This window comes from Pseudomonas sp. NPDC088885 (assembly GCF_044750025.1).
GTDB classification, from domain to species: Bacteria; Pseudomonadota; Gammaproteobacteria; order Pseudomonadales; family Pseudomonadaceae; genus Aquipseudomonas; species Aquipseudomonas rustica.
Genome location: NZ_JBIVJB010000022.1, coordinates 61,694 through 69,562, shown reverse-complemented (window position 1 = coordinate 69,562; position 7,869 = coordinate 61,694). Strand labels below are relative to the sequence as shown.

At 60.9% G+C, this 7,869-nt stretch carries 12 protein-coding genes; 4 read left to right on the top strand and 8 right to left on the bottom strand.

Features of this window, described 5'->3' with window-relative positions; all coding sequences use genetic code 11:
• On the top strand, window positions 1–1,162 hold a 1,162-nt coding region (serS, locus tag ACIP1X_RS12460; protein ID WP_400752404.1), incomplete at its 5' end, for a serine--tRNA ligase.
• A complete protein-coding gene (gene cysG / locus ACIP1X_RS12455) occupies window positions 1,163–2,557 on the top strand; it encodes a siroheme synthase CysG (RefSeq protein WP_212551465.1) in 1,395 nt (464 codons plus the stop codon).
• 94 nt (window positions 2,558–2,651) lie between these two features.
• Here the strand turns inward: cysG and ACIP1X_RS12450 are convergent, their stop codons facing one another.
• From ACIP1X_RS12450 to tusD, 6 genes are all read right to left on the bottom strand, one after another.
• The gene (locus tag ACIP1X_RS12450) at window positions 2,652–3,653 is read right to left on the bottom strand and encodes a glutathione S-transferase family protein (protein ID WP_400752401.1); all 1,002 of its coding nucleotides are present in this window, start codon (window positions 3,651–3,653) and stop codon (window positions 2,652–2,654) included.
• A 91-nt stretch (window positions 3,654–3,744) separates the two neighbouring features.
• Window positions 3,745–4,746 (bottom strand): glycosyl transferase family protein, encoded by a 1,002-nt coding sequence (locus ACIP1X_RS12445; protein ID WP_400752398.1) that lies wholly within the window; start codon window positions 4,744–4,746, stop codon window positions 3,745–3,747.
• Window positions 4,743–5,078, bottom strand: coding sequence for a TusE/DsrC/DsvC family sulfur relay protein (locus ACIP1X_RS12440; RefSeq protein ID WP_400752395.1), 336 nt, complete (start codon window positions 5,076–5,078; stop codon window positions 4,743–4,745). The genes ACIP1X_RS12445 and ACIP1X_RS12440 overlap by 4 nt, the downstream gene beginning before the upstream one ends.
• On the bottom strand, window positions 5,075–5,368 hold the full coding sequence (tusB, locus tag ACIP1X_RS12435; RefSeq protein WP_053121577.1) for a sulfurtransferase complex subunit TusB: 294 nt from the start codon (window positions 5,366–5,368) through the stop codon (window positions 5,075–5,077). The genes ACIP1X_RS12440 and tusB overlap by 4 nt, the downstream gene beginning before the upstream one ends.
• Window positions 5,368–5,724, bottom strand: coding sequence for a sulfurtransferase complex subunit TusC (gene tusC, locus ACIP1X_RS12430; RefSeq protein ID WP_400752393.1), 357 nt, complete (start codon window positions 5,722–5,724; stop codon window positions 5,368–5,370). Before tusC ends, tusB begins: the two co-directional genes overlap by 1 nt.
• Before the next feature lies 1 nt (window position 5,725).
• On the bottom strand, window positions 5,726–6,118 hold the full coding sequence (tusD, locus tag ACIP1X_RS12425) for a sulfurtransferase complex subunit TusD (RefSeq protein ID WP_212544685.1): 393 nt from the start codon (window positions 6,116–6,118) through the stop codon (window positions 5,726–5,728).
• Between tusD and ACIP1X_RS12420 the strand changes: the two genes are divergently transcribed.
• Complete coding sequence (locus tag ACIP1X_RS12420; protein WP_400752390.1) at window positions 6,117–6,251, top strand: hypothetical protein; 135 nt, start codon at window positions 6,117–6,119, stop codon at window positions 6,249–6,251. The two genes, tusD and ACIP1X_RS12420, sit on opposite strands and share 2 nt — an antisense overlap.
• Before the next feature lie 57 nt (window positions 6,252–6,308).
• Here ACIP1X_RS12420 and ACIP1X_RS12415 read toward each other — a convergent pair whose 3' ends face one another.
• Window positions 6,309–7,013: a YoaK family protein gene (locus ACIP1X_RS12415; protein ID WP_159815202.1), complete on the bottom strand. Its 705-nt coding sequence runs from the start codon at window positions 7,011–7,013 to the stop codon at window positions 6,309–6,311.
• Between the two features lie 26 nt (window positions 7,014–7,039).
• On the bottom strand, window positions 7,040–7,369 hold the full coding sequence (locus ACIP1X_RS12410) for a DUF6388 family protein (protein ID WP_212544684.1): 330 nt from the start codon (window positions 7,367–7,369) through the stop codon (window positions 7,040–7,042).
• A 135-nt stretch (window positions 7,370–7,504) separates the two neighbouring features.
• Here ACIP1X_RS12410 and ACIP1X_RS12405 point away from each other — a divergent pair, with 135 nt between their 5' ends.
• Window positions 7,505–7,855, top strand: coding sequence for a hypothetical protein (locus tag ACIP1X_RS12405; RefSeq protein ID WP_053121569.1), 351 nt, complete (start codon window positions 7,505–7,507; stop codon window positions 7,853–7,855).
• The last annotated feature ends 14 nt before the right edge of the window (window positions 7,856–7,869 follow it).

Genomic DNA, 7,869 nt, shown 5'->3' with positions numbered 1-7,869 from the left:
CCAGACCCGCACCGAAGCACTGCAGGCTGAGCGTAACGCGCGTTCCAAATCCATCGGTCAGGCCAAGCAGCGCGGCGAAGACATCGCGCCGTTGATGGCGGACGTCGAGCGCATGGCGGGCGAATTGAGTGCCGGTAAAGTCGAACTGGACGCGATCCAGACCGAACTGGACTCGATCGTGCTGGGCATTCCTAACCTGCCGCACGAATCCGTGCCGGTCGGCAAAGACGAAGACGACAACGTCGAAGTGCGCCGCTGGGGCACCCCGACTGCCTTCGATTTCGAGGTGAAAGACCACGTTGCCCTCGGCGAGAAGTTCGGCTGGCTGGACTTTGAAACCGCCGCCAAGCTGTCCGGCGCGCGTTTCGCTCTGCTGCGTGGCCCGATCGCCCGTCTGCACCGCGCACTCGCGCAGTTCATGATCAATCTGCACGTCAACGAGCACGGCTACGAAGAGGCTTACACGCCTTATCTGGTTCAGGCCCCGGCGCTGCAAGGCACCGGTCAACTGCCGAAATTCGAAGAAGACCTGTTCAAGATCGCCCGCGAAGGCGAAGCCGATCTGTACCTGATCCCGACTGCCGAAGTGTCGTTGACCAACATCGTTGCCGGTGAAATCGTCGATTCGAAACTGCTGCCGATCAAGTTCGTTGCCCACACCCCGTGCTTCCGCAGCGAAGCCGGTGCATCGGGTCGCGACACCCGCGGCATGATCCGTCAGCACCAGTTCGACAAAGTTGAAATGGTGCAAATCGTTGAGCCGTCGACCTCGATGGAAGCGCTGGAAGGCCTGACCGCCAACGCTGAAAAAGTCCTGCAACTGCTCGGTCTGCCTTACCGCACCCTGGCGCTGTGCACCGGCGACATGGGCTTCAGCGCGGTCAAGACTTACGACCTCGAAGTGTGGATTCCGAGCCAGGACAAGTACCGCGAAATTTCGTCGTGCTCGAACTGCGGCGACTTCCAGGCCCGTCGGATGCAAGCGCGTTTCCGCAACCCGGAAACCGGCAAGCCTGAGCTGGTGCACACGCTGAACGGTTCCGGCCTGGCCGTAGGCCGTACCCTCGTTGCCGTGCTGGAAAACTACCAGCAGGCCGACGGTTCGATCCGTGTGCCGGACGTGCTGAAGCCGTACATGGGTGGCCTTGAGGTCATCGGCTAAATGAAATATCTGCCGCTGTTTCACAACCTGCGCGGCAGTCGTGTGTTGGTCGTCGGTGGGGGGGAAATTGCCTTGCGCAAATCCCGCCTGCTGGCCGATGCCGGTGCGCTGCTGCGGGTGGTCGCACCTGAAATCGAATCGCAGCTGCGTGAGCTGGTCGCAGCTTCCGGCGGCGAATGCCTGTTGCGCGGTTACGTCGAGGCGGATCTGGACGGTTGCGGGCTGATCATCGCCGCCACCGACGATGAAACGCTGAACGCACAAGTCTCCACCGATGCTCACAAGCGTTGCGTGCCGGTCAACGTGGTCGACGCGCCTGCCTTGTGCAGCGTGATCTTCCCGGCGATCGTCGATCGCTCGCCGCTGATCATCGCCGTGTCCAGCGGTGGCGACGCGCCGGTGCTGGCGCGACTGATTCGCGCCAAGATCGAAACCTGGATTCCCTCGACTTACGGTCAATTGGCCGGGCTCGCCGCACGTTTCCGTAATCAGGTGAAAAGCCTGTTTCCGGATGTGCAGCAGCGTCGTGGATTCTGGGAGGACGTGTTCCAAGGGCCGATTGCCGACCGCCAACTGGCCGGGCAGGGCGCTGAGGCCGAGCGTCTGTTGCAAGCCAAGATTGATGGCGAAGCGACCGTCACCACCGGTGAAGTGTATTTGGTCGGCGCAGGGCCGGGTGATCCGGATCTGCTGACGTTCAAGGCTTTGCGTCTGATGCAGCAAGCCGACGTGGTGTTGTACGACCGGTTGGTTGCGCCAGCGATTCTTGAGTTGTGCCGTCGCGATGCCGAGCGCGTGTATGTCGGCAAGCGCCGTTCAGATCATGCCGTGCCGCAGGATCAGATCAACCAGCAACTGGTTGATCTGGCCAAGGCCGGCAAGCGCGTGGTGCGCTTGAAGGGCGGTGATCCGTTTATCTTCGGCCGTGGCGGCGAAGAGATCGAAGAACTGGCGGCCCACGGGATTCCATTTCAGGTGGTGCCTGGGATTACCGCAGCCAGTGGTTGCGCGGCGTATGCCGGGATTCCGCTGACCCATCGTGATTACGCGCAGTCAGTGCGCTTTGTCACCGGGCATTTGAAGGACGGCTCCACCGATCTGCCCTGGGCCGACCTCGTCGCCCCGGCGCAGACGCTGGTGTTCTACATGGGCCTGGTGGGCTTGCCGGTGATCTGCGAGCAGTTGATCAAGCATGGTCGCGCGGCGGATACCCCGGCGGCATTGATTCAGCAGGGCACCACGGTCAATCAGCGGGTCTTTACCGGCACGCTGGCGGATCTGCCACGCATGGTGGCGGAGCATGAAGTGCATGCGCCGACATTGGTGATCGTGGGGGAAGTGGTGCAACTGCGCGAGAAACTGGCGTGGTTTGAAGGGGCTCAGGCGCAGGTCTGAGTCAGATCAAAAGATCGCAGCCTTCGGCAGCTCCTACAGAGAACGCATTCTCATGTAGGAGCTGCCGAAGGCTGCGATCTTTTGCTTTTTGCTGTTAGCCCTTCAACCAAACCCCTTTCCCAGCCAACCGCGCCCGATCATGGGCCACTGTGAAATCCTGCTCCGGCCCCTTCGGCACAATCCCCGTCGGGTTAATGGTCTTGTGACTGCCGTAGTAGTGGTTCTTGATGTGCTGAAAATCCACCGTCTCGCCAATCCCCGGCAGCTGATACACCTCACGCAACCAGTTCGACAGATTCGGGTAGTCGGCAATTCGACGCAAATTGCACTTGAAGTGCCCGTGATACACCGCGTCAAAACGAATCATCGTGGTGAACAGGCGCACATCGGCTTCGGTCAGGTACTCGCCGGTCAGATAGCGATTCGCACCTAAAACCCGCTCCAGATGATCGAGCTCAGCAAAAACCTCGTCGAACGCTTGTTCATAGGCCTGTTGCGACGTGGCAAACCCCGCGCGGTACACGCCGTTGTTTACGGCTGGATAGATTCGATCGTTCAGCGCATCGATCTCGCTGCGCAGTGGCGCCGGGTAGAAGTCCAGCTCATTGCCAGTCAGACCATCAAACGCGCTGTTGAACATGCGGATGATCTCCGCTGATTCATTACTGACAATGCGTTTGAGCTTTTTGTCCCACAGCACCGGCACGGTGACGCGGCCGGTGTAGTCGGCGGTGTCAGCGGTGTAGCGCTGATGCATGAATTCAAAGTCATCGAGTTTGTCGCCAGTCGAGCCCAGCGCTTTGTCGAACGTCCAGCCGTTTTCCAGCATCAACCAACTGACCACCGAAACGTCGATCAGACTTTCCAGACCTTTGAGTTTGCGCAGGATAAGCGTGCGATGTGCCCATGGACAGGCGAGTGACACGTAGAGGTGATAGCGACCGGCCTCGGCGGCAAAACCACCTTCACCGCTCGGGCCGGGCTCGCCGTTGGCGGTCACCCAGTTACGGCGTTGCGCCTGTTCGCGCTGGAACGCGCCGTCTTTGCTGCTTTCGTACCACTTGTCCTGCCAGTGGCCATCGACGAGTAAACCCATGATCAAGACTCCGTAAATCAGTAAACGTTGGAGTCGAGTCTATTCCTGTGAGTTCGAACAAAAAGCGCAAAGATCGGGCGTGAATGATCGGTTAAATCGATTTGTCTCGCGCAGCCCAGTATTGCTCGGCGGTTTCGAAGGCTTGTTCACGCGGTTGGCCAAGCCCGCGCAGGGCCAGCGCCATCGTCGAAATCAGCGCCATTTGTGGGTAGCTGTCGACCACGTCGCCGCGCCACACGGCTTTCAAGTGCTCAATATCCAGCGATGAAGGTTTGACGTGACGTTGCGCCGACAGTTGCGGCCATTCCTCGTCCCAGCTCTCGCCGCCAGTGGTGCCGTAGAGATGACTGTCGGCATCCGGGTTGATCTCGATTTCGCCACCGTCGCCCTTGACCACAATCGCTGTGTCGCCGAGCAATCCGCTGGCATCGCGGTGCACCGCTTGGTAGCCGGGGTGGAAAATACTTTGCAGCCCGCAGCGAGCGCCCAACGGATTAAGAATCCGCGCCAGCGAATGAATCGGCGAGCGCAGACCCAAGGTGTTGCGCAGATCGATCATGTTCTGCAACTGCGGCGCCCAGTCCACCAGCGGCATAAACGCGAGGCCGCCGTTGTCCAGCGCCGCGCCGACCTGTTGCCAGGTGCGACACAACGGGATGTTCAACTCGCCGAGCAGTTGCTCGCTGTACAGCCGCCCGGCGGTGTGCGCGCCGCCGCCGTGCATGAAGATGCGCACGCCGTTCTGCGCCAGACACTTTGCCGCCAGCAGATACCACGGCAGATGGCGCTTTTTACCGGCGTAGGTCGGCCAATCCAGATCGACGTTCAGCGCCGGCGCCTGCAAGCGTGCGCGCAAGGCTTCGGTGAAACCGGCCATTTCCTCGGCGCTTTCTTCCTTGTGGCGCAGCAACATCAGGAACGCACCGAGCTGGGTGTCCTCGACCTTGTCGTCGAGCACCATGCCCATGGCTTCGCGCGCTTCTTCGCGCGTCAGGTCACGGGCGCCGCGTTTGCCCTTGCCGAGGATGCGTACGAATTGGGCGAATGGATGTTCGGCAGGCGTTTCGAGGGTCAGCGCTGGAAAGTCGGTCATAAGCAATTCGTCGGTTTGGGCAGGCCCGCCAGTTTTGCGGCGAGTTTGGCAGGGGTGCCTTTGAACAGTCGGTTCAGGTGCAGGCTGTTGCCTTTTTCCACACCGAGTTTCAGCGCGGTGTACTTGATCAGCGGACGCGTGGCCGGGGACAGCTGGAATTCGGCGTAGAAGCTGCGCAGCAATTCGAGGACTTCCCAGTGTTCGGCGGTCAACTCGATGTCTTCGGCGGCGGCGAGGGCGCTGGCGACCTCCTGCGACCAGTCGCTGAGGTCAACGAGGAAGCCGTCCTTGTCCAGTTCGATGGCGCGGGCGCCGACGGTCATGGAATTCATAGCCAGCTGTTGACCTTGTCGTGATGGATCGACAGTTCGACGAAGGCCGGGTAATCGATCACTTCGGCCCAGTCAGGAACTTGGAGGGCGCGCGCCTGCGCATCTTCGGCCAGAACGAACAATTTGATCTGACGGCTGTGCAGCGCAGTGAACGGCGCGGTGCCCGGTTGCAACGCGTAGACCGCATCGCCGGACAGCAATAAAGCATCAGCGCCGCCGATCACGCGCAGGCAACTGGTCAGGCGATCGTCGCCGAACGGGGAATGAGACAACACATGCAAAGTCGACATCAGAGGGTGATCACCTGGTCGTAGCGGTCAATAAGGGCGGTGATTTGCTCGGCGGCCAGCGGCGCGGCTTCGTCCAGCGACAACGTGCTGAGGCCACGGGCGCCGGCGCTGTCGGCGCAATAGAACAGCTCTTCCACGCCGAACATCGGCAGTGCTTGCAGGTTGGCGCTGAGGTCTTTCTGTTGCAGCGCTTTCGCGTTTTGCCCGGCGCTGAGTTGCAGCACGCCGTCATCGAGAAACAGCAAACCGATCGGCAGATCGAAAGCGCCGCCGGCCAGCACGATGTCCAGCGCTTCGCGGGCGCCGGGGCCCGACCATGGCGACTGGCGGCTGATGATCAACAGGGATTTGGCCATCTCAAGCACCTCCAAAGCAGATCAGGCGATCGGCATCTTGCACCGCATCATGCAACTGACCGAGGCCGGACAATTCCCACGGCGTGCTGACCGAAATCGCTTCGCGCTGGTAACGCTTGGCTTCTTCCGCGTTCAGGGCGCCACGGCGCAGGGCGGCGGCGATGCAGACCACACCGTCGAGCTTCTGCTCGGTGATAAACGCGCGCCATTGCTTGGGCAAGTCGAGTTCGTCCTGCGGGGTGACCACCGCGTCGGAGGCGTTGTAGACGCCGTCCTGATAGAAAAACAGCCGGACAATCTCATGCCCACCGGCCAGTGCCGCCTGCGCAAACAGCAGGGCACGGCGCGAGGAGGGCGCATGGGCGGCGGAAAACAACGCGATGGCGAACTTCATGACGGACTCGATCAGCAAAACTGCGGCCATGATAAAGCTTTATGGCGACAGCCGCGAAATCCAAGTTGCAGGCGATCAAAATGTGGGAGTGGGCTTGCTCGCGAAAGCGGTGTGTCAGTTGAAATGTATTTGATTGACCCACCGCTTTCGCGAGCAAGCCCGCTCCCACAGGGATTTGTGGTGTCCTTGGTTAGCGGGGCATGTAGCCGAGTTGCCAGCGTCGCGGGATTCTGAGGGAAAGCAGGCCGATCATCGCGGCCAGCACAGCGCTGACAAACATGGCTTTGAGGCCCAGATGCTGTTCCAGCACCGCCCCGAGAATGGCGCCGATAAACATCCCGCTCCATGGCACCAGTTGCACCCGCCAGCCGCTGCGCCGTTCGCCAAGCATCCAGCGGCCCAGTCCTCGGCCAAATCGCGACAGCGCGCCGGTCACGTAGGTCAGCCCGACCGGCAGGCCATTCACTTCCTCGACCGCCGCGTTGAGCATGCCCATCGCAATGATCGCGGCCAGCAGTGCCGGCAGTTGCGCGTCGAACGGCCACGCTGCCGAGGTGCAGAGCAGGGTGGCGATGCACAGCAGCAGCGGCAGCGCGCGTCGCCCACCGAGGCGCGCGACGAGCACGCCCAGGGCATTACCGAGGATGAACGTCGCGACAAGAATTACCAGGCGCAAGGTCAACCCGAGATCACCTTCACTGATCGCCACCGCCAGTCGTGTCGTGTTCCCGCTCATGAACGAAACGAAATCGCCGCTGGCCATGAAACCAATGGCGTCGGTCATGCCGGCCAGTACTGACAGGCTGGCGACCAGCGCCAGACCCACGCGTCCACGCCATTTCTGCGTGTGCAGATGGCCGGGGCTGGCGCGATGAGTCGAGGCGGAAGGCAGCATCGGCGAAAGGATCCTTGGCGTGGCGGTTAAGGTTCTATCCCATACAGGTCGCAGTATTCCAGCCAGTCCATGCCGGCCATTTCCGCCACCTCGCGATGCACTTCCAGGCGCTGCGCCTGATATTCCTCAGGCGAATCAGCGGTCAGCTGCAACGTCAGTTCCCAGGCGAACAACCCCAGTTTGTCCGCCTCTTCTTCAAACGCCTCATGCAGACGTTCTTCGCGGTATTGCGCCTGGGTTTCGCCCTTGGCCTGAGCCAACAGAGGATTGAGGTGGTCGAGGCTTTCGCGCAATTCAGGGCGCGCATCGAGAAACAGTTTCAGGGCGTGTTCATGTCGCTGATCGGTAGGCGCCATGGGTTTTCCTTGTGAGGCTGATGACCTTAGGTTGCCGCAGCGGCGAGTGCCTGTCTCGCTATAAATGCAGTAAAGCAGAACGATTTCCGCTTGCGGCGGTGATACAGTCCGCTTTTTTCTGAATGAGCGAATGCAATGCGAATTCTGATGGTAGCGCTGGCGGCGACGGTTCTGGCCGGTTGCGCAGGTTCGGCGATGGACGATGCGCGCACCCAAGCGCCTTATAAAGTCATGACCTCGGACAAAGCCGAGAAGCTCGTGGCGCAGTGCGTGCAATTCGCCTGGCAGGACGAGGCGGTGTTTGGCGTGGACGCGGGGGCTTATCTGCAACCGGGCAAGAAGGGCGGGTCGACGGTGTACACCCGTTCGGCGGAGTCGTTTGTTGACCTGAGCACGGAGCCGTCGGGGACGACGCTGAATTACTACGCGCAGAAAGATGATTTTGTCGCGAAGCGGCGGTTGGCGGCGTTGGCGACTTGCCTCTGATTATTGGGTGAATT

Bases quoted from the DNA above. Each gene is read 5' to 3' on its own strand.
- ACIP1X_RS12450 (WP_400752401.1), bottom strand. From the start codon at position 3,653: ATGGGTTTACTCGTCGATGGCCACTGGCAGGACAAGTGGTACGAAAGC.
- ACIP1X_RS12420 (WP_400752390.1), top strand. From the start codon at position 6,117: ATGACGGACTCGATCAGCAAAACTGCGGCCATGATAAAGCTTTATGGC.
- ACIP1X_RS12405 (WP_053121569.1), top strand. From the start codon at position 7,505: ATGCGAATTCTGATGGTAGCGCTGGCGGCGACGGTTCTGGCCGGTTGC.
- cysG (WP_212551465.1), top strand. From the start codon at position 1,163: ATGAAATATCTGCCGCTGTTTCACAACCTGCGCGGCAGTCGTGTGTTG.
- tusB (WP_053121577.1), bottom strand. From the start codon at position 5,368: ATGTCGACTTTGCATGTGTTGTCTCATTCCCCGTTCGGCGACGATCGC.
- tusD (WP_212544685.1), bottom strand. From the start codon at position 6,118: ATGAAGTTCGCCATCGCGTTGTTTTCCGCCGCCCATGCGCCCTCCTCG.
- ACIP1X_RS12445 (WP_400752398.1), bottom strand. From the start codon at position 4,746: ATGACCGACTTTCCAGCGCTGACCCTCGAAACGCCTGCCGAACATCCA.
- ACIP1X_RS12410 (WP_212544684.1), bottom strand. From the start codon at position 7,369: ATGGCGCCTACCGATCAGCGACATGAACACGCCCTGAAACTGTTTCTC.
- tusC (WP_400752393.1), bottom strand. From the start codon at position 5,724: ATGGCCAAATCCCTGTTGATCATCAGCCGCCAGTCGCCATGGTCGGGC.
- ACIP1X_RS12440 (WP_400752395.1), bottom strand. From the start codon at position 5,078: ATGAATTCCATGACCGTCGGCGCCCGCGCCATCGAACTGGACAAGGAC.
- ACIP1X_RS12415 (WP_159815202.1), bottom strand. From the start codon at position 7,013: ATGCTGCCTTCCGCCTCGACTCATCGCGCCAGCCCCGGCCATCTGCAC.